The sequence below is a fragment of the Sphingomonas sp. genome (assembly GCF_041661825.1).
GTDB lineage: Bacteria > Pseudomonadota > Alphaproteobacteria > Sphingomonadales > Sphingomonadaceae > Sphingomonas.
This window is the reverse complement of sequence record NZ_JBAZTU010000005.1, coordinates 429596-448132: the sequence shown is the minus strand read 5'-3', so window position 1 is coordinate 448132 and position 18537 is coordinate 429596. Positions and strand designations below refer to the sequence as shown.

General features: G+C 66.9%; 18 protein-coding genes. 11 read left to right on the top strand and 7 right to left on the bottom strand.

The window, feature by feature from the left end; genetic code table 11:
• Position 1: 1 nt before the first annotated feature.
• Together hrcA and WC729_RS24365 are read right to left on the bottom strand one after the other, a co-directional pair.
• Complete coding sequence (hrcA, locus tag WC729_RS24370) at positions 2–1045, bottom strand: heat-inducible transcriptional repressor HrcA (protein ID WP_372857050.1); 1044 nt, start codon at positions 1043–1045, stop codon at positions 2–4.
• Between the two features lie 60 nt (positions 1046–1105).
• Positions 1106–1657 carry a hypothetical protein gene (locus tag WC729_RS24365; protein WP_372857049.1) on the bottom strand — a complete coding sequence of 184 codons (552 nt, stop codon included), beginning with the start codon at positions 1655–1657 and terminating at the stop codon, positions 1106–1108.
• 87 nt (positions 1658–1744) lie between these two features.
• On the opposite strand from WC729_RS24365, the gene rph reads away from it, so the two are divergent.
• Positions 1745–2461, top strand: a complete 717-nt coding sequence (gene rph, locus WC729_RS24360) for a ribonuclease PH (protein ID WP_372857048.1) — start codon at positions 1745–1747, stop codon at positions 2459–2461.
• Entirely contained in the window at positions 2458–3078 is a 621-nt protein-coding gene (rdgB, locus tag WC729_RS24355) for an RdgB/HAM1 family non-canonical purine NTP pyrophosphatase (protein ID WP_372857047.1), read from the top strand. The genes rph and rdgB overlap by 4 nt, the downstream gene beginning before the upstream one ends.
• Positions 3079–3234: 156 nt before the next feature.
• On the opposite strand, the gene WC729_RS24350 is transcribed toward rdgB, so the two are convergent.
• Positions 3235–3792, bottom strand: coding sequence for a CAP domain-containing protein (locus tag WC729_RS24350; RefSeq protein WP_372857046.1), 558 nt, complete (start codon positions 3790–3792; stop codon positions 3235–3237).
• Positions 3793–3843: 51 nt separating this feature from the next.
• On the opposite strand from WC729_RS24350, the gene hemW reads away from it, so the two are divergent.
• Entirely contained in the window at positions 3844–5004 is a 1161-nt protein-coding gene (hemW, locus tag WC729_RS24345) for a radical SAM family heme chaperone HemW (protein WP_372857045.1), read from the top strand.
• 47 nt (positions 5005–5051) lie between these two features.
• On the opposite strand, the gene WC729_RS24340 is transcribed toward hemW, so the two are convergent.
• Together WC729_RS24340 and WC729_RS24335 are read right to left on the bottom strand one after the other, a co-directional pair.
• Entirely contained in the window at positions 5052–5213 is a 162-nt protein-coding gene (locus tag WC729_RS24340; RefSeq protein WP_372857044.1) for a hypothetical protein, read from the bottom strand.
• Between the two features lie 69 nt (positions 5214–5282).
• Complete coding sequence (locus tag WC729_RS24335) at positions 5283–6473, bottom strand: penicillin-binding protein activator (protein ID WP_372857043.1); 1191 nt, start codon at positions 6471–6473, stop codon at positions 5283–5285.
• A 10-nt stretch (positions 6474–6483) separates the two neighbouring features.
• Between WC729_RS24335 and rsmI the strand changes: the two genes are divergently transcribed.
• From rsmI to WC729_RS24315, 4 genes are all read left to right on the top strand, one after another.
• A complete protein-coding gene (rsmI, locus tag WC729_RS24330; protein WP_372857042.1) occupies positions 6484–7317 on the top strand; it encodes a 16S rRNA (cytidine(1402)-2'-O)-methyltransferase in 834 nt (277 codons plus the stop codon).
• A gap of 171 nt (positions 7318–7488) precedes the next feature.
• Entirely contained in the window at positions 7489–7845 is a 357-nt protein-coding gene (locus tag WC729_RS24325; protein ID WP_372857041.1) for a YraN family protein, read from the top strand.
• Positions 7846–7900: 55 nt separating this feature from the next.
• On the top strand, positions 7901–8851 hold the full coding sequence (gshB, locus tag WC729_RS24320) for a glutathione synthase (protein WP_372857040.1): 951 nt from the start codon (positions 7901–7903) through the stop codon (positions 8849–8851).
• 6 nt (positions 8852–8857) lie between these two features.
• Positions 8858–9457, top strand: coding sequence for a DedA family protein (locus WC729_RS24315; protein ID WP_372857039.1), 600 nt, complete (start codon positions 8858–8860; stop codon positions 9455–9457).
• Positions 9458–9598: 141 nt separating this feature from the next.
• Here WC729_RS24315 and WC729_RS24310 read toward each other — a convergent pair whose 3' ends face one another.
• Positions 9599–10483 carry a tyrosine recombinase XerC gene (locus WC729_RS24310; RefSeq protein ID WP_372857038.1) on the bottom strand — a complete coding sequence of 295 codons (885 nt, stop codon included), beginning with the start codon at positions 10481–10483 and terminating at the stop codon, positions 9599–9601.
• Between the two features lie 28 nt (positions 10484–10511).
• On the opposite strand from WC729_RS24310, the gene WC729_RS24305 reads away from it, so the two are divergent.
• The 4 genes from WC729_RS24305 (at position 10512) to WC729_RS24290 (ending at position 17612) form a co-directional block, all read left to right on the top strand.
• Positions 10512–12725, top strand: a complete 2214-nt coding sequence (locus tag WC729_RS24305; protein WP_372857037.1) for a primosomal protein N' — start codon at positions 10512–10514, stop codon at positions 12723–12725.
• Positions 12726–12775: 50 nt separating this feature from the next.
• Positions 12776–14326 carry a hypothetical protein gene (locus WC729_RS24300; protein ID WP_372857036.1) on the top strand — a complete coding sequence of 517 codons (1551 nt, stop codon included), beginning with the start codon at positions 12776–12778 and terminating at the stop codon, positions 14324–14326.
• Positions 14327–14424: 98 nt separating this feature from the next.
• On the top strand, positions 14425–15999 hold the full coding sequence (locus tag WC729_RS24295; protein ID WP_372857035.1) for a DUF1570 domain-containing protein: 1575 nt from the start codon (positions 14425–14427) through the stop codon (positions 15997–15999).
• 74 nt (positions 16000–16073) lie between these two features.
• Positions 16074–17612 carry a S1C family serine protease gene (locus WC729_RS24290; RefSeq protein WP_372857034.1) on the top strand — a complete coding sequence of 513 codons (1539 nt, stop codon included), beginning with the start codon at positions 16074–16076 and terminating at the stop codon, positions 17610–17612.
• On the opposite strand, the gene WC729_RS24285 is transcribed toward WC729_RS24290, so the two are convergent.
• Entirely contained in the window at positions 17609–18490 is an 882-nt protein-coding gene (locus WC729_RS24285; protein ID WP_372857033.1) for a lysostaphin resistance A-like protein, read from the bottom strand. The genes WC729_RS24290 and WC729_RS24285 overlap by 4 nt on opposite strands.
• Between the last annotated feature and the right edge of the window lie 47 nt (positions 18491–18537).

The window sequence follows — 18537 nt, the reverse complement described above, 5'->3', positions numbered from 1 at the left end:
GTTAGGGCATGAGCCGCGCGAGTGTCGCGGCAGTGAAATCCACCATGGGCACGACGCGAGCATAGTTCAACCGAGTCGGCCCGATTACGCCGACCACGCCGACCACGCGTCCATCGAGGCCGCGGAACGGTTTCGCAATGACGGATGACCCCGAAAGCGAGAATAATTTATTCTCGGCGCCGATGAAGATGCGGGTCGCATCGCCTGCGCCGGCGCTGTCGAGCAGCCGCGCGATATCCTGCTTGCCCTCCAGATCGTCGAGCAGATCGCTGATCCGTTCGAGGTCGGCCGCGGCCGCCGCGTCGATCAGCCGGCCCTGGCCCCGCACGATCAGCACGGGGCGGCGATTGCCGTCTTCGCTCCAGATGGCGAGGCCGCGTTCGACCAAAGTCCGGGCGACGGTGTCGACCAGCGCGCGCTCCTCGCCGATCTCATGTTCGATCCGCGCACGCGCCTGGGCGATGGTCAAGCCGGAGAGCATCGCGGTCATATAATTGCCCGCCTCGACCAGCGACGAGGACGACACGCCGGTGGGCAGATCGATCACGCGATTCTCGACCGACCCATCCTCGGCGACGAGCACGGCCAGCGCCTTGTCGGCAGAGAGCGGCACGAAGCTCATCTGGCGCAACACCAGCTCGCGCTTGGGCACGAGCACCAGCCCGGCACAGGCCGACAGCCCGGAGAGCGCGGCAGTGGTGGCAGCGAGCGCCTCCTCGACCGGCCCGACCTGCGACACCCGCGATTCGATCGCGGCGCGTTCCTCGGCCGATGGCTCAAGCGCCTGCATCATGCCATCGACGAACAGGCGCAGGCCGATCTCGGTCGGCATGCGCCCCGCGCTGGTATGCGGCGCGGCGAGCAGGCCCAGCTCCTCCAGATCCTGCATCACGTTGCGGATCGACGCGGGCGAGAGGTTCAACCCCGAAAGATGCGCGATGGTGCGCGATCCGATCGGCGTACCCGTATCGAGATAGCTCTCCACCACGACGCGAAAGACGTCACGCGCGCGGTCGTTGAGTTCAGTGATCGGGGGCGCGGACATGGGTGTCATGTAAGGAGCAACGATGCGCGTCTCAACGCTGCTTGTCATCCCCGCCAGCCCTCACCATTCCGCGATTGATGCGATTTCACCAGCTTTAAGGCGCCTACCGCTGATCGGATTGATGCGCACGACTGCCAGCGCAGCGAATACGGCGTGACGCACCCTCTCATCTTCGAAACAGGCTCTGAGTCTTGATGGCGCTGCACTGCCCCGCCACTGGATGTCATAATGGCTGGCGCCGCGCAGGAGCCGGCCTGAAATCCGCTTGTTGTCAGCCCCGCGCATTGGGTACGCGTCACACGCCCGCCCGAACTGACGATCTCCGATCGGCCTGAGCTTGTCGAGTCGCCGCGTCAGGTCGGTACGTTCGGAGACGCTGAGCCTGTAGCGTTCGGTCCCGATGACGTGGTCGCTCCCGAGCTCGAAATTACGTTGCGTGACAACGCCGTTCGGCGCGATGCTCACCGAGAAGTCCGGACACAATCCGAGGCATACCATGTTGATCGAGCGAATACGGATGATGATCGTATCAGGAGGCCGCGCTGCCTCCGATGGTGCCAATAGCAAAGCCACCAACGACACGATCAATGCCACGGCCCAAAGGCGCATCATATTGTCTCCGTGAACTCCACCAAGACTGGCGTGTTCGCGTTGTCGCGTCTAGGTGCCATGCCCGACCCGTTTCAGGAGATTTCCCCAATGCGCCCATCCGGCCGCGCCCCCGATCAGATGCGCACGATCACGATCGAGCCGCGCTTCACCCGTCATGCCGAAGGCTCCGTGCTGATCGGCTTCGGCGACACCAAGGTGCTGGTGACCGCCTCGGTCGAGGAGAAGGTCCCGCCCTTCCTGCGCGGCAAGGGCGAAGGCTGGGTCACCGCCGAGTACGGCATGCTCCCGCGCGCCACCCATACGCGCGGCCAGCGCGAGGCAGCCAAGGGCAAGCAGTCCGGCCGCACCCAGGAAATCCAGCGGCTGATCGGCCGCAGCCTTCGCGCCGTCACTGACATGAAGCTGCTCGGCGAGCGCCAGATCGTGCTCGATTGCGACGTGATCCAGGCCGATGGCGGCACGCGCACTGCCTCGATCTCGGGCGCCTGGGTCGCGCTGCGCCTCGCGATCGACGGGCTGCTCGCCTCGGGCAAGCTGACGGTCGATCCGCTGAGCCAGAAGGTCGCGGCGATCTCCTGCGGCATCTATCAGGGCACGCCGGTGCTCGACCTCGATTATGACGAGGATTCGAACGCCGATGCGGATGCGAACTTCGTGCTGCTCGAGAATGGCAATATCGCCGAAGCCCAGGCGACGGCCGAGGGCGCGACCTATGACGAGGAAGCGCTGCTTCGCCTGCTCCGCCTCGCCCGGATCGGCTGCTCGGACATCTTCGCCGCCCAGGCCAGGGCCGTCGCGAAATGACCGAAGTCCCGCCCCAGGCAATCCGCAAGCTGGCACCCGGCAAGCTCGTCATCGCCAGCCACAACCCTGGCAAGGTGCGCGAGATCCTCGAGATGCTCGGCCCGTACGGGATCGAGCCGGTCTCGGCCGCCGAGCTGGACCTGCCCGAACCGGAGGAGACCGGCACCACCTTCCTCGCCAATGCCGAGCTGAAGGCACTGCAGGCGGCCGACCTGACCGGCTTGCCCGCGCTCGCCGACGACAGCGGCCTGTGCGTCGAGGCACTGAACGGCGATCCGGGGATTTTCTCCGCGCGCTGGGCGAGCGAAGGCAAGGACTTCCGGGTGGCGATGCAGCGGGTCAACGATGCGATCGAGGCAGTGGGGCCCGAGGCAAGCCGCGATGCGCATTTCACCTGCGTGCTCGCGCTCGCCTGGCCCGACGGGCATGTCGAGTGGTTCGAGGGGCGGGTCGACGGCACGCTCGTCTGGCCCCCGCGCGGGACCGGCGGGTTCGGCTACAACCCAATCTTTGTGCCCGAAGGTAGCGAGTTGACCTTTGCCGAGATGCCCGATGCGAAAAAGGCGATCAGCCACCGCGCACGGGCGTTCGATGCGATGATGGCCGCGGTGCTTTAAGCCCCTCTCCCTTCTAATTCCCTCTCCCAGCGGGAGAGGGAGGGAGCAGCGAAGCTGCGGAAGGGTGAGGGTGACGGACGTCGGGCTGCAAGTCACCCTCACCCTTCCCACGCCTTCGGCGCGGGCCCCTTCCCTCTCCCACTGGGAGAGGGATTTTCAGGTCGGCATCTGCCCCACGACATTCCCCGGCGGGGTGTAGCGGCACACCAGATAATCATCCGTCGCATTGCTCGCCGTCGCGCAGCCGAACTGCGTCGTGCGGCGCCAGATGATCTGGGTGTAGTGGGCCACATCCTCCCAGCGCCCTGTCACGCTGAAGTCAGGGGTCGAGCCGCGGCGATAGTCGCGGCGTTCGTCGACCCAGTGGGCGGCCATTTCCGGGTAACGATAGGCGCCGCGGGTGCCGGTCCAGAGATTCTCGCCCTGGCGCCCGGGTCCCGAGGGCTGTTCCGCATGCTCGAACTTGCCGGTGCGCGCCAGGTCGCGGGCGTAGCGCTCGGCGTCGGCCGCGAGCGTCGGGTTCCAGACCAGCGCCGGCACTCCGGCCGCGGCGCGGGCGCGGTTATGCGCGTCGATCATCGCCTGGCGCATCAGCGCCTCGCCGCGCGGTGCCATCCCTGAGAAGCCGCGCTCCTCGATCACCCGCTCGCTCTGGGGCGGAGCGGCGGCCGAGCAGCCCGTCAGCACCACCAGCGCCATCAGCAGAAACCGCATCTTCGCCCTGCCTCTTCCCTGGCCTCGTTCGCACGATCATATGGGGCGCGCATGACCGATCCCCAAACGCCACCGCTCGCGCTCTATGTCCATTGGCCGTTCTGCGTGTCGAAATGCCCCTATTGCGACTTCAACAGCCATGTCCGCGCCGAGGTGGACCAGGCTGCGTGGCGTGCCGCCCTGCTCGCCGACCTGCGCCATGAAGCCGACCAACTGCCGGGCCGCACGCTCGGTTCGATCTTCTTCGGCGGCGGCACGCCCTCGCTGATGCCGCCCGAGACGGTCGCGGCGGTGATCGACGCGGCGGAACGGGCCTGGGGTTTCGCACCCGATGTCGAGATCACGCTCGAGGCCAACCCCTCTTCGGTCGAGGCAGCCCGCTTTGCCGATATCGCGGCGGCGGGGGTGAACCGGGTGTCGCTCGGGCTGCAGGCGCTCGACGACCAGGCGCTGAAATTCCTCGGCCGGGCGCATGACCAGACAGAAGGCCTGGCCGCGCTCGACACCGCGCAGCGGGCTTTTGCCCGAGTGAGTTTCGACCTGATCTATGCCCGGCCCGACCAGCGGCTCGCCGACTGGGAGGCCGAGCTGACCCGCGCCATCGGCTTCGGTACCGAGCACCTGTCGCTTTACCAGCTCACCATCGAGCCAGGCACACGCTTCGCCACCGAGGCAGCGGCGGGGCGGATCGTCATCCCCGATGGCGACAGCGCCGCCGACTTGTTCGAGGCGACGCGGGCGATCACCGCATCCGCCGGTATCCCGGCCTATGAGATCTCCAACCATGCCCGGGCAGGTGCCGAGAGCCGGCACAACCTGACCTATTGGCGCTACCGCGACTATGCCGGGATCGGGCCGGGCGCACATGGCCGGCGCGGCGGGCTCGCCACGGTGCGCCGCAAGAAGCCCGAAAACTGGATGAGCGCGGTCGAGCGCAACCAGCACGGCACCGAGAGCGAGGAACCGCTCGCCCCGCATACCCGCGCGACCGAGGCGCTGCTGATGGGGCTGCGCCTGCGCGAGGGCGTCGACCTCGCGCGGATCGCGCGGCTGGGCGAGACCAGCGTCGATGCGCTGATCCATTGGCCCGCCGCTGTCCGGTTGCAGGAACAGGGACTGCTTGTCCGCGGCGGCGACCACCTGACCGTGACCGAGGCGGGCATGTTGTTGCTCGACGCGATCCTGCCCGAAATCGTCAACGACGCCGCCTGAGCGTCCAACAAAAGCGCCGTTTTCCGGTTTCTTTTTTTCTTCCGCTGTTATGTTGGATTTTGGCGGCGAATTACGCCTTTATTTCCAGTCGCTTGCGCGGCGTTTCCGCTGTTATGGATAACAGCGGAAAAAACAGCGGAAAATGCTGCACTTTTCCGCTGTTCTTTCGCTGAAACAGCAGCAAAACCGTCCAACATTTCATCGACCATGAGAAAGAGCGAACCGGACGCCAGGCGCCCGATTCGCTCTTTGATCCTATGTCTCGCGGACGATTTGAATCAGAAACCGGTCGGCGCCGGCGAGACCACCACGGTCGCCCCGGCGCGAATCTCCTGAACCTCGAGCGCGCGTTCGGCGACGCTGTCGCGGCCGAAGCGGAACGGGCCGTCGATGCCGACGAACCCGCCCGGATCGCGCAGCCGCGCCTCGGGGAACGGGCTGCCGACCGGCCAGTCGCGCGCGATGCGCACCGTCAGCAGCACCGAATCATAGCCGAGGCTCGACAGGCGATAGGGTGCGGCACCGAAGCGGGCGCGGTATTTGGCGGCATAGTGGCGGTACAATTCGTCCGACACGCTGGCGAACCAGGCACCGTTCAAGGTCGGCCGCCCTGCGATCGACGTTTCCAGATTCCATTGGTCGGTGCCGAGGATATGCGCCGTCGCGCCACCATTGCGGCGGATCAGCGGGGCTGCCGTCGCTGCGGTCGCACCGCTGTCGGCGATCAGCACGGCACCGAACGGGGCATTCTGCGCCAGGCGGGTGATCGCCGAGGTGATCGCGCCGGGCGTGCGACCATAGGTCTGGAGCGAGCGCACCTGCCCGCCCGCGCTCTCGACCGAGCGCAGGAACGCGGTCGACGCGCGCTCGCCAAAGGTGCCGTTGGGGACCAGCCCGGCGAAATCGGTCACGCCCCGCCCCTTGGCATAGTCGACCACGCGTCCGATCGCCTGGGCGGGCGCATAGCCCATCAGATATGCGCCGTTGCCGGCGGCGGTCACGTCGTTGGAGAAGCTGATCACCGGCACGCCGGCGCGCCGTGCGATCGGCGTCACCACGCGCACATCCTCGCCGAGCAACGGCCCGAGGATCAGCTTGTTGCCCTCGGCCAGCGCGCGCTGCGCAGCGGCGGCGGCACCGCCATTGGTGTCATAGGTGGTGATCCGCACCTTCTCGTTCTTGGTATCGAGCAGGGCGAGCTGAGTCGCATTGGCGAGGCTCTGGCCGACGCCGGCATTGGAGCCGGTCAGCGGCACCAGCAGCGCGACACGGTGGCGCGCGACGTCGACCGGGATGCCCGGCTGGACCTGCTGCGGCTGTTCCTGGACCACGCGCGGCGGCGGCGGCGGGCCTGTGCGGGGACCGCGGGGCACCACCGACTGGCAGCCGCTCAGGACCAATGCTCCCGCGATGATTGCTGCACGAAGAAGCTTCGCTCCCCGTTGCGGTATCGATAGGGCCTCTGCCATGACTGCTCCAATGAACGCCGAACTCGCGCCCGGTCTCTATATCGTTGCCACCCCGATCGGCAATCTTGGCGATCTGAGCCCGCGCGCTGCGCATATACTCTCGAACGCCGCCGTAGTTGCGGTCGAAGACTCGCGTGTGACGGCGGGTCTGCTGCGTCATATCGGCGTCAAACGGCCAATGACACCCTATCATGACCATAATGCCGAACATGTCCGCCCCGGCCTGATCGCACGGATGGGCAGCGAGGCGGTGGCATTGGTGTCCGACGCCGGCACCCCGCTGATCTCGGACCCCGGCTACAAGCTGGTGCGCGACGCGCGCGCGGCCGGGCATCTGGTGGTGACGATTCCCGGGCCCTGTGCCGCGATCGCCGCGCTGACTCTGGCGGGACTCCCGACCGACCGGTTCCTCTATTGCGGCTTCCTGCCGCCCAAGGCGCAGGCGCGCGCGGCGGCGATCGCCGAGATCGGGTCGGTTCGCGCGACGCTTGTGATCTACGAATCCGGTCCGCGGCTCGGGGCGATGCTGGCGGCACTGGCCGAGGGGCTGGGCGACCGCGACGCAGCGGTGACGCGGGAGATCACCAAGAAATTCGAGGAAGCGGTGACGGGGACCCTGTCGTCGCTCGCCACGCGCTATGCCGATGCGCCGCCGCGGGGGGAGATCGTGGTGGTGGTGGCACCACCGGGCGAGCCCGAGGCGGCAAGCGTTGACGATGCGGAGGCGGCGCTGACCGAGGCGTTGACGCGGTTGCCGATGGCGAAAGCGGTGAGCGAGGTGGCGAAGAAGCTCGGGGTGGATCGCAAGGAGCTTTATGCCCGGGCGCTGGAGATGAAGGGGTGATGGGGGCCGCTCTTCTTCACCCCTCCCTTTCAAGGGAGGGGCAAGGGGTGGGTGAGCGTCGAGCGGGGCTCGATGCCCCGATCGACGCTTCGGGTGAGGTGAGACGATTCTTTTTGGGCGCGCGGACGCGCGCACTCACCCCCAGCCCCTCCCTTGAAGGGAGGGGAGTTGGTGGCGCGTGACCGCCGTCTTGCCGAAGCCTCAGGCCGTCGCGGCGAGCGGCTGGCCGGATGGTGGCTGCGGCTCAAGGGCTGGCGCATCCTCGATCGGCGCGTGCGCACGCCGGCGGGCGAGGTCGATCTGGTCGCGAGGCGCGGGAACCTCGTCGCGTTCGTCGAAGTGAAGATGCGCAAGACCTCGGCCGAGCTCGACTTCGCGATCGATGAGCGCCGGCTGTCGCGGGTCGCGGCGGCGGCGGAGTTCCTGATGCCGAAATATGCCGGGCCGGGCGACGACATCCGCGTCGACGTGATCCTGCTCGCGCCCGGCACGCGGCCACGTCATATCGAGAATGCGTGGATCGGGTGACTTCCGCCGCCGCGCACCCTACATCGCCGCCACCACCGCACGAACAAGAGGTCCCTTGATGCTCACCGTGGCCGTCCAGATGGACCCGCTCGATTCGATCAACATTGCGGGCGATTCGACCTTTGCGCTGATGCTGTCGGCACAGGCGCGCGGGCACAGACTGTTCCACTACACCGCCGAGGATTTGAATTATTCGGACGGCCGAGTCTGGACCAAGGCGCATCCGGTGACGGTACAGCGCGTCGCGGGCGACCATTTCAGCTTCGGCGACCCGGTCAGCCTCGACCTGGGCAAAGAAGCCGATGTCGTGCTGATGCGGCAGGATCCGCCGTTCGACCTGGGCTATATCACAGCGACTCACCTGCTCGAACGGATCGCGCACGAGACGCTGGTGGTGAACGACCCCGCCAATGTCCGCAACGCGCCCGAGAAGGTGTTCGTGCTCGATTATGCGCGCTTCATGCCGCCGACTCTGGTCACGCGCTCGCTCGACGAGGCGCGCGCCTTCCTCGCCACGCACGGCGAGATCGTGGTCAAGCCGCTGCACGGCAATGGCGGCAAGGCGATCTTCAAGGTCGGCAGTGACGGGGCGAACCTGTCGGCGCTGATCGAGGTGTTCAACACCGCGTACCGCGAGCCGCACATGATCCAGGCCTTCCTTCCCGACGTGGCGAAGGGCGACAAGCGCATCGTGCTGATCGACGGCGTCGTGGCCGGTGCAATCAACCGCGTACCGGGCGCGGGCGAGATCCGATCCAACCTCGCGGTCGGCGGGTCGGCGGAGAAATCGATCCTGACGCCCGAAGAGGAAGAGATTTGTGCGGTGCTGGGACCCGAGCTGAAGAAGCGCGGGCTGCTGTTCGTCGGAATCGACGTGATCGGCGGCAAATGGCTGACCGAGATCAACGTCACCTCGCCCACGGGGATCGTCGCGATCGAGCGGTTCGACGGGACTGATGTGGCGGGCCTGATCTGGGATGCGATCGAGGCGAAGGTCGCTGCGTAAGCTTTCGTGACCGAGTTCATCATCGATCTGACCGCCTGGGGCGGCTATTTCGGCATCTTCGTGCTGATGGTGTTGGAGAATGTCTTCCCGCCGATCCCGTCCGAGGTGATCATGGGGCTGGGCGGCATCGCGGTGGCGCGCGGGCAGATGGAGGCCTTGCCGCTGATCGCGGTCGGCACGGCGGGAACGGTCGTCGGCAATTATTTCTGGTACGCGCTGGGCCGGCGCTTCGGTTATCTCGGGCTGAAGCCCTGGGTCGACCGGCACGGCCGCTGGCTGACCGTGGACTGGCATGAGGTCGAGCGGCTCCACGCCTTCTTCACGCGCCACGGCGAGTGGATCGTCTTCGTGTTCCGCTTCATGCCGGCCTTCCGCACGATCATCTCGCTGCCCGCCGGCATGACCTGCATGCCACGCTGGCGCTTCCTGTTGTGGACCGCGGCGGGCAGTGCGGTGTGGAACTGCTTCCTGACGTGGGGCGGCTGGTATCTCGGCGCGAACTTCCATGAGCTGGACCGGTTCATCGGCCCCGGCGCGCTGGCGATCATGGTGGGGATCGTGCTGGTTTATGTGTGGCGCGTGTTTACGTGGAAGCCGCGGGGGTAGAGTCGCTTTCCCCCACTACCTTCCCCGGCGAAGGCCGGGGCCTAGTCGCGAAAGCTTATGTAACAGGGCGCAACGCCAATCAGAATCGTCCCCCAACTGGGCCCCGGCCTTCGCCGGGGAAGGTGAAGGGAAGCGGTCATCCTAAGCCCTCGGATGCGCATTCCGGTAGACGTCGAGCAGATGCGCCGCATCGACGGCCGTGTAGATCTGGGTGGAACTGAGGCTGGCATGGCCGAGCAGCTCCTGCAGTGCCCGGAGGTCGGCACCGCGCCCGAGCAGATGCGTCGCGAAGCTGTGGCGCAGCGCATGGGGCGTGGTGCGTTCGGGCAGCCCCAGCCGGATTCGCGCCGCCTGGACCGAGCGGCGCACGATCGCAGGCGACAGCGGCCCGCCCTTGGCGCCGCGGAACAGCGGCGCGTCGCGGGAGATCGGCCAGGGGCAGGTCTGGAGATAGGCCTCGATCGCGTCGCGCACCTGCGGCAGCAGGGGCACGATCCGGGTCTTGTCGCGCTTGCCGGTGACGCTGAGCGTCGGGCCGAGCGGGAGTATCGCGCCGGTCAGGCCCGTCGCCTCGCCCACACGCAGGCCGGCGCCGTAGAGCAGCATCAACACTGCCCAGTCACGCGCGCCGATCCAGGGTAAGGCGGCATTCTCCTCGACATCTTCGGCCAGTGCGACCGCTTCGTCGGGCGAGATCGGGCGCGGCACGCCTTTCTTGACGCGCGGCCCTTTCACCCGGGGTGCCGCCCCTGCCCCGCCAGCAAAGACCAGGAAGGAGCGCACCGCCGACAATTCCCGCGCCGCCGACGCATTGCCCAGCCCCTCGCCCCGGCGCAACGCAAGATAGGCGCGCAGATCGGCCGCGCTGACCCGGCCGAGCGAATCGCGCGAGACGGCGCCGCCCCAATGGCCTTCGAGGAAGTGGATCAGTCGGTTGGCCGTCGCTTCATAAGCGCGGATCGTGTGGACCGATCGCCGCCGGTCTCGGCGGAGATGATCGGCGAATTCGGGGGCGAGACCGGACATGATCCGACCATAGCGCCGAAGCGGCTGCATGCGGAAGCTTTGCGCGGGGCCGCCGAGCCGCCATATGGGCGCCGTGTCCCGCGCCCGCGTCCTCGTCATGAATTCAGCGCTCGGCCCGCTCGATTACCGCATTCCCCATGGGATGCAGGTCGAGCCGGGGTCGATCGTCGTCGCGCCACTGGGGCCGCGCCAGTTGATCGGCGTGGTGTGGGAACCGGAGAACATGCCGTCCGACGCCGAGGTCGGCGACAACAGGCTGCGCAATCTGGTCGGCGTGATGCCGGTGCCGCCGCTCGGGGCGCCGCTGCGCCGGCTGATCGAATGGACCGCCAATTATTATCTCGCCCCGCCCGCCTCGGTCGCGCGCATGGCGCTTGCCTCGACCTCGGCGCTCGAGGGCGGGCGGACCGTCACCGAATATCGCGCGACCGGGCTGGTGCCGGACCGGCTGACGCCGCAACGCGAACAGGCCATCGAGCGGATCGGCGAGCGCCAGGGGCTGATCCGCGAGCTGGCGCTGGCCGCCGACGTCTCCGACGCCGTGATCCGCGGGCTGGTGAAGACCGGGGCGCTGGAAGCGGTCGAGGTGGATATCGACAGCCCCTTTCCCCTGCCCGATCCCGAGCATGGCGTACCCGCGCTGTCGCCGGACCAGCGCGCGGCGGCGAAGGTACTGATCGCCAATGTCGCGGCGGAAGCGTTCCAGCCGACCCTGCTCGATGGGGTCACCGGCTCCGGCAAGACCGAGGTCTATTTCGAAGCGGTGGCCGCGGCGATCCGGGCCGGGCGGCAGACGCTGGTGCTGCTGCCCGAGATCGCGCTGACCGAGCCGTTCCTGCAGCGCTTCGCCGCGCGGTTCGGCGTGGCGCCGGTCGCCTGGCATTCGGGGCTGCGTCAGTCGCAGCGGCGCCGCGCGTGGCGGGCGATCGCCAGCGGGCAGGCGCTGGTGACGGTGGGCGCGCGCTCCTCGCTGTTCCTGCCCTATGCCAATCTCGGCCTGATCGTGGTCGACGAAGCGCATGAGACGAGCTTCAAGCAGGAAGAGGGCGTGCACTATCATGCGCGCGACGTGGCGGTGATGCGCGGGCTGTTCGAGAAATGCCCGGTGATCCTCGCCTCGGCCACGCCGGCGATCGAGACGCGGCAGCAGGTCGCGCTGGGGCGCTATGCCGAGCTGAAGCTGCCCGGGCGCTGGGGCGCTGCGGAGATGCCGGCGATCGAAGCGATCGACCTGATCGCCAACCCGCCCGAACGCGGGCGCTGGATCGCGCCGGCGATCGTCAAGGGCATCGAGGAACGGCTCGAGCGCGGCGAGCAGTCTTTGCTGTTCCTCAACCGGCGCGGCTATGCGCCGCTGACCCTGTGCCGGACTTGCGGGCACCGCTTCCAATGCCCCAATTGCACGGCGTGGATGGTCGAGCACCGGCTGGTCGCGCGGCTGGCCTGCCATCATTGCGGCCATATCGAGCCAGTGCCGCGCGCCTGCCCGGAGTGCAGCAACGAGGATACGCTGGTGGCGGTCGGGCCGGGGGTGGAGCGGATCGCCGACGAAGTGCGCGCGCTGTTCCCGGCAGCGAAGACCGCGATCGTCACCTCGGACACGATCTGGTCGCCGGCCAAGGCAGCCGAGTTCGTCCACCGCATGGAGGCAGGCGATATCGACATCGTGGTCGGCACTCAGCTCGTCACCAAGGGCTATCATTTCCCCAACCTCACGCTGGTCGGGGTGATCGACGCGGATCTGGGGCTTGGCGGCGGCGACCTGCGCGCGTCCGAACGCACCTTCCAGCAGATCATGCAGGTGGCGGGCCGGGCCGGGCGCGGCGAGAAACCGGGGCATGTCTATATCCAGACGCACAGCCCGGACGCGCAGGTGATGCGTGCGCTGGTGACGGGCGATGCCGACGCCTTCTACGAAGCCGAGACCGAATCCCGCCGCGAGGCCGGAGCCCCGCCCTTCGGCCGCTTCGCCGGGATCGTGGTGTCGAGCGAGGACCAGGCGGCGGCGCAGGAAATCGCGACGCAGATCGGCCGCACCGCGCCGAAGCTGGAGGCGATGGAGGTGTACGGCCCCGCCCCCGCCCCGCTGGCGATGCTGCGCGGGCGGCACCGGTTCCGCCTGCTGGTCCATGCCCGGCGTGCGCTCGATGTGCAGGATGTGATCCGCGACTGGCTGGGCAAGCTCGACTGGCCGAGCAAGGTCAGAGTCGTGGTCGATGTGGATCCTTACAGCTTTCTCTAGGCTTTATCGCGCGCTACACCGTCGTCGTCAGGTTTCGGGGGAAATAAGTGATGATTCGCAAAGTAGTAGCGCCGTTGTTGGCTGGGGCGATGTGCCTGCCGGGCGCGGCGTATGCCAAATGGTACAAGGCGGAGTCGGAGCATTTCATCGTCTATAGCGAAGACAGCGAAGCCAATGTGCGACACCAGGCCGAACGGCTGGAGAAGCTGAACCTGCTGCAGCACGCAGTGACGGGCCTTGAAAAGGACAAGCCCGGCCTGAAGGTCAAGCTGTTCGTCCTGCCCGGATATGACGACGTGTACCGGTCGATGCCGTTTCCGCAGGCCGGTGTCGCAGGCTATTACGAAGCGAATGTGCGCGGGCCGTACTCAGTGATCAGCCGCGCCAATGACAGCGCTCACGGCTTCTCGTCCCAACTCGTGCTGTTCCACGAGCTGACTCATCATTTCATGTTCCAATATTACAGGGTCGCCTATCCGCCCTGGTATGAGGAGGGCTTTGCCGAATTCGTCGGCGCATCGAAGGTGGACGATACCGATGAAGTGATCGTCGGCCAGAAATCGGAAGGGCGTTACTACACGTTCGCGTTCGATCGGTGGGTCAATGTTCGCGAGATCCTGAAAGCCCGGACCTATGACGATATGGGCGAAGACCTGGGATGGCTTTATGCCGAAGGCTGGCTGCTGACCCATTATCTGACGCTCGGCGGAAAGCGCGACGGGCAGCTCGCCAAATATCTGAACGAGATCAACAGCGGCAAGTCGTTCGAGGAAGCCGCCAACAACGCCTTTGGCGATCTCGGCAAGCTCAATGCGGAGCTGATCAGCTACAGCCGCCGCCCCCGGCTGCCGGCGACCGGCATCACCTTCAAGCCCGTCCTGATCAAGCCGATCACGGTCGAGCCGCTGCCCGCCGACCATGCCATCATGGTGCTGGACGATCTTCAGCTGTTCAACGGTATCCCAAAAGCGGATGCGAAGCGGTTCGCCGCGCGCGTACGCGCCGATGCGGCGAGAGCGGGAGAGACGGTCTTCACCTTGCGCCTGCGTGCCGAGGCCGATCGCCTGGCCGAAGATCGCGCCGATTATGCAGTCGCGGTCGAACGGTGGAACGCCATCGCCCCCGACGATCCGCAGGCGATGATGCACCAGGGCCTGCTGAAGCTCGACGCGCTGAGCGAGGCGAAATCGACCGATACCGCGGCATGGACCGCGGCACGTCGCATCGTCGCGAACGCCGCGCGCAAGGCGCCCGACGATCCACTCGTCCTCAAGACCTATTTCGACAGCTTCAGGATGCAGGGGATACTGCCGACGGCGGACGCGCACAACGCCTTGTACAGGGCGCTGGACCTGGTGCCGTTCGACAATGAAGTCCGCTACCAACTCGCCTCCAGCTTCGAGGCGCACGGCGCCATCAAGGACGCGATCGTGACCATCAGGCTCGCGGCCTTCTCCGAGAAGGACAGCCTCACCCCGAAGGAAAAGGCCAAGCGCGACAAGGACCAGGAGCGCTATCGCCTTGCGGGCTCCACCAAGCACGAGACGCCGCGCGAGATGTACGACCGGCTGGTGAAGCTTCAGGCGGACAAGCCGACCTGATCGGGATAGCTGGACAGGGAGGAACGGACCCCTGTCGAGGTTTGCTTGCGGGCGTGTCGCTGCGTCGCTAGCATCAGGTATCTTTTGGGGGATTTTCGATGTTTCGTAAGCTGTTGCTGGCTGGGGTTCTGTGCCTGGCGCCATCGCTTGCCCATGCCGAATGGCAACAGGGAAAATCCGAGCATTTCCTGGTCTATGCCGACGATTCACCTGAAAAGGTGAAGGCTACCACTGCCCAGCTCGAGCGGTTCGACCGCGCCGTCCGCGTCGCGCTGAACCTCCGGGACAGGGAGGTCGGGTCCAATGCCCGGGTGATCGTGTTCGTCCTGCCGTCGATGGCCGATGTGCAGAAGATGCTGGGCATGAAGAACTCGAACGTCGGCGGCTACTACAGGGGCAGCTATCCGTCGGGCCCCTTCGCCTTCGTTCCGGCGCAGAGCCCGTCGGATTCGAGCGGGATGCTGAGCCCGCGCACCGTACTTCAACATGAATATACCCATCATCTGATGTATTCGAGCTGGGGCGACGTCGTCTTCCCGACCTGGTTCAGTGAGGGCTTTGCCGAACTCTTCGCCACGGCGAAGACCCTGCGTGACGGCGGTGTCGTCATCGGAGCGGGCCCAACCTATCGCATGTACGGCATGAGCCGGATGAACGACTTGCCGGTCGAACAGCTGGTGGCGGGCCGGCCGGACTATCGCGACGCCATGCAGATGCAGATCTTCTACGGGCGGTCCTGGTTGCTGACTCATTATCTGATGTTCGACAAGGACCGGTCGAAGCAGCTCGCCGCCTATATAGCGGCGATCAACGAGGGAAAACCCGCCAAGGAAGCCGAAGCGGCGCTTGGCCTGACCTCATCGCTCGACCTCAAGCTGAACGCCTATGGCGCACGCAAGGGACTTCCGGCGACCGAACTGAGCGCGAGCGAATTGCCGATTGGCGAAGTCACGACGCGGCCGCTCACGCCCGGCGAGGCAGCGGTGATGCCAGCGATGATGCGATCCTATAACGGCGTTGACCAGAAGCTGGCCAAGGAAGTGGTGGCACAGGCGCGGCAGCTCGCGGCTCCCTATCCCAACGACGCCGGGGCGCAGAATGCGCTGGCCGAGGCGGAGTTCGACGCCGGAAATCTGGCCGAAGCCAATGCCGCAGCGGACCGGGCGCTGGCCGCGGATCCGAAATCGGTCCACGCGCTGATCTACAAGGGCATGGCTCAGATGGCGATTGCCAAGAAGGCAGAGAACAAGGACCCCGCCGTCTGGACCGTGGCCCGCCGCTGGTTCCTGGCGGCGAACAAGATCGACCCTCTCTATTCCTGGCCGCCTCAGCTCTATTACGAGAGCTTCGGCCAGGCGGGCCAGGGCGCACCGAAGAGCGCGCGCGACGCGATGCTCTATGCCTATAAGCTGTCGCCGCAGAATATCGGCCTGCGGCTCCAGGCGTCGCGGGTGCTCCTGCAGGACGGCGAGACCAAGGCGGCGCGGGTGGCACTGGAGCCGATCGCATACAGCCCGCATGGCGGCGATCTCGCCGACCAGGCGAAGCGGATGATCGCGGCGCTCGACAGCGGCGGCACCGCAGTGGCGCTCGCCGTGCTGCAGGCGGACGCGGCCAAGGCGAAGAAGGAGGCGGAAGACGCGAAGGCGAAACCGGCTGACAAAAAGAACTGAGGCGTGCGCGACGACGGTTCGTCGCGCGCGTTTTCCCTGTTCCCGGGCGCCGGTTGCTGTCAGAATCGCCGGCGATGCCGATCGCCCCTTTCCCCGTCGCCGTGCGCCGTGCCCTTTTCGGTGCGCTCGCGCTGCTCATCGCCTTCACCGCGCCCGCGCGCGCCGACGACATCTCCGCCACCGGGCGCGGGGTGGTGCGGATCGTCACGATCGCGGTGGTCGACGACGAGGTGGTCGGCTTCGGCCATGGCAGCGGCTTTGCGATCACGCCCAACCGGATCGTGACCAATGCGCATGTCGTCGACCTGGCCAAGCGCTATCCCGACAATGTCGTGGTCGGCGTGGTCCCCTCCGAGGGCGCCAAGAGCTATGAGGGCAAGGTCATCGCGATCGATGCGGCGCGCGATCTCGCGCTGATCGAGTTCACCGGCACGCGGCTGCCGACGGTCGCGCTCTATACCGGGCCGGTCGAGGAGGGCGCGCTGGTCACCGCGCTCGGCTATCCGGGCAATGTCGATCTCGCGACGGCGCGCTCGGCGGTCGACTATATCCATCCGCTGTCGCCGATCCGGTCCGAGGGCGTATTCTCGGGACGGCGGACCATGTCAGGGGTCGATGTGCTGCTCCACACCGCGAACATCGCGCGGGGCAATTCGGGCGGGCCTCTGCTCGATCCGTGCGGGCGGGTGATCGGCGTGAACTCCTCTTTCGCCAAGGGCGAGGAGGGCGATTCGAGCTTCGGTTTCGCCATCGCCGATTCGGAGGTCGCGGCGTTCCTGCGCGAGGCGAAGCAGGATTATCCCGCGGTCGGCACGCCCTGCACCTCTATTCTCGACCGGGTGAAGCAGGACAGCGAGGCCGATGCGCGGGCGAGCGCCGAGGCCGACGCGGCGAAGCGCGAGGCGGCGGCCAAGGCGGCGGTCGCACGCGAGCAGGCGCTGGGCAATGCGCGGATCGCGGCCGAGCGCTACCGCGAGAATATCATGGCGCTGGCTGCCGTGCTGCTGGTCGCGGGCGCGCTCGCGATCGGCGGGGGCGGGTTGCTCGAGGTGCGGCGCAAGCGGCGCGAGGCGATCTGGGCGGCCTCGGCGGGCGGGGTGCTGATGGTCGCGGCGGCAATAGTGTTCTTCACCCGGCCGAGCGGCGAGGTGACTCTGCCGCCCGATGTCGCACCGACTTACGCGCCGGCGGTCTCCTCGACCGCGGCGCTCGGCAAGATGGTGTGCACCGTGGCGCCCGAGCGCAGCCGGGTGGTATCCTCCTCGGTCGAGGACCTGACGATCGACTGGGGCACGGCAGGGTGCATGAACGGGCGCACCCAATATGCCGAGAATGGCAGCAAATGGGACCGGATCCTGGTGCCGACCGAGGACCAGACCGTCTCCGTCCTGCAGTTCGACCCGGCGACGCGACTCTATTCGAACCAGCGCTATTTCCTGACCGCAGCGCAGATGGACGCGCTGCGGAAGATCCGGTCGCAGGTGACGATCAAGGCGTGCACCCCGGACGAGGCGGGCCGCGCCAATCTGGCGACGCAGCAGAGCGCGATCCGCACCCTGCTGCCCGCTTATCCGAACGAGAAGATCGTCTATTCCTGCAGGTCGACCGGTTAGGCCTTGCGCAGCCAGAAGGGCTTGACGAAGCGGTCGCGACGATAGGCCAGGACGAGCAACGCGACGCCGAAGGCGGTGCAGACGATGATCGCCGGGAGCGAGGCCTCTGCGCCGAAGGAGCCGCCGGTCAGCAGGTCCGAGCCGCTGATGCGCGGGATGATCAGGCCGTCCTGTTTGAAACCGGAAACGGCGATGCCATAGATGCCGCCCTGCGAGAAATTCCAGGCGGCATGCAGCCCGATCGCCGCCCATAGCCGGCGCGTCAGCATATAGAGCGCGGCGAGCATCACGCCCGCTTCGAGCGCGATGGCTGAACCGGCAAGCAGCGACGCGTTGGGATTGCCGAGGTGCAGCGCGCCGAACACGGCCGCCGACAGGATCAGGGCGATCCAGCTGCCCAGCCAGGATTCGATCAGCCGGAAGAAGACGCCGCGCAGCATGATCTCCTCGGTGACGCCCGACGTGATCGAGATGGCGAGCACCGGCAGCAGCACGGAAACGGGATTGTGACCGATCACCCGATAGCCGCCGAGCGCGGCGATGATACCGACCACGATCGAGAAAAGGATGACCCCGCTGAGCAAGCCCGCGCCGAGTTCCTTTGCCCAGCCATTCAGCGCAAATTCGGCGACAGCTGGCCGGTGTTCGACCAGCCGCACGAACGCCCAATAAAAGGCGACGAAAACCGCCGCGACCAGAACGGCGATCAGGACGGCGAGCCAGTTGTTCGCGGCTTCGGGAAAAGCCTTGCGGACAAAGGCTGATGTCATGATCGCGCCAGCCACGAACGCGATGCCGATGACCAGCAGCACCAGCGGGAAATGCACGATACGCCAGACCAGGCTGTTCGGCGGCGTGACGGGCTTGATCGGTTCCATGAGTCCCCCTTGATTTTATAGGGGGAACCTAGACCGGCTGGCCAGCC